The sequence below is a fragment of the Colwellia sp. BRX10-9 genome (genome assembly GCF_014077405.1).
Taxonomy (GTDB): domain Bacteria; phylum Pseudomonadota; class Gammaproteobacteria; order Enterobacterales; family Alteromonadaceae; genus Colwellia_A.
In genome coordinates, this window is the sequence record NZ_JACGVV010000124.1 from 1 (window position 1) to 365 (window position 365).

Consider the following 365-nt stretch of genomic DNA (forward strand, 5'->3'; position numbering starts at 1 on the left):
GGGCGTTAGGTGTTCAGGGAATCTCTCAACTATGGATGTTGATCAAAAGATAAATGTTTTTCATTCCTTAGATTCTAAATCGACTTGTATCGCTATGATCAAGTCTTGTACTTTTGGAATCGCAATTTTAACTTTAATAAGCTTGATCGTTGGACTATTTTTTCAAGAGTTGAATATTGAAACATCTATTGGTTTTATAATTGATTTCAGCTTGTACGCGTTCCTGCTCTTTGCAGTTTTTAGGTGGCATTCTCGTATTGCTGCATCATGTTTACTTTTATTATCAACTTATAGTGTATATCTAACATTTATGGTGCTTGCAGGAGTCGAAATTGGTGGATCTAATCTATTAATATCTCTTGCAA

Annotated in this window: 1 protein-coding gene; it reads left to right on the top strand. The window is 33.7% G+C overall.

The window, feature by feature from the left end:
* Positions 1-31: 31 nt before the first annotated feature.
* Positions 32-365, top strand: a 334-nt coding sequence (locus H4J69_RS19985) for a hypothetical protein (RefSeq protein ID WP_220469608.1), incomplete at its 3' end; no start/stop codon positions are given.